Annotated in this window: 1 protein-coding gene; it reads left to right on the top strand. The window is 42.0% G+C overall.

Translation table 11 applies throughout. The features are described 5' to 3' along the window. Positions 1-122: 122 nt before the first annotated feature. A partial coding sequence (locus G7Y42_RS14895; protein WP_165038329.1) for a LysM peptidoglycan-binding domain-containing protein occupies positions 123-691 on the top strand: 569 nt, incomplete at its 3' end.

The raw sequence follows: 691 nt of genomic DNA, 5'->3' as shown, positions 1-691 counted from the left end.
TTACAAAAAACGTAGATTTGTCACAAAGTGTCATCATTCTTTTACCTATGAAATATTCTCACATGTTAAAGTAGTCCTCGTTGAACAAAACAAAAACTTTTTAAACTAGAAGGAGATCTTTCATGAAATCACTTAAAACTTTACTTTTTGGAACAACTTTGGCTGCTGGTGCTGCTTTCTTCATGGGAACAACTGCTCATGCGGACGAAGCTTATACCGTTCAATCAGGTGATACTTTATCGACTATTTCTCAAAAATACGTTGGTGACAACTCCTTGATCAATGCCATTGCAGAATCAAACTCAATTTCTAACATTAACCTGATCTACTCAGGACAACAATTAACGATCCCTACTGAGGGTAGCTCTGCTCAAGCAGCTTACACAGCTCCTCAAGAAACAGCTGCTCCTGTGCAAGAAGCACAACCAGTCGCTGAATCTGTTCAAGCACAACCTGCTCAAGTACAAGAAACAGTCCAAGCGCAACCTGCTGCACCTGCGGCTCCTGCTGCTACTGAAACAGCAAGCACTGGGACGAACTCAGCGAAAGAATGGATCGCTCAAAAAGAATCAAGCGGTTCTTACACAGCAACAAACGGTCGTTACATCGGACGTTACCAATTGGATTCTTCTTACTTGAATGGTGACTATTCTGCTGCGAACCAAGAACGTGTCGCAGAACAATATGTCAC

This window comes from Enterococcus sp. ZJ1622 (assembly GCF_011038845.1).
GTDB lineage: Bacteria > Bacillota > Bacilli > Lactobacillales > Enterococcaceae > Enterococcus_B.
Note: the sequence above shows the minus strand (reverse complement) of the source record. Positions and strands in the feature narration are given on the sequence as shown.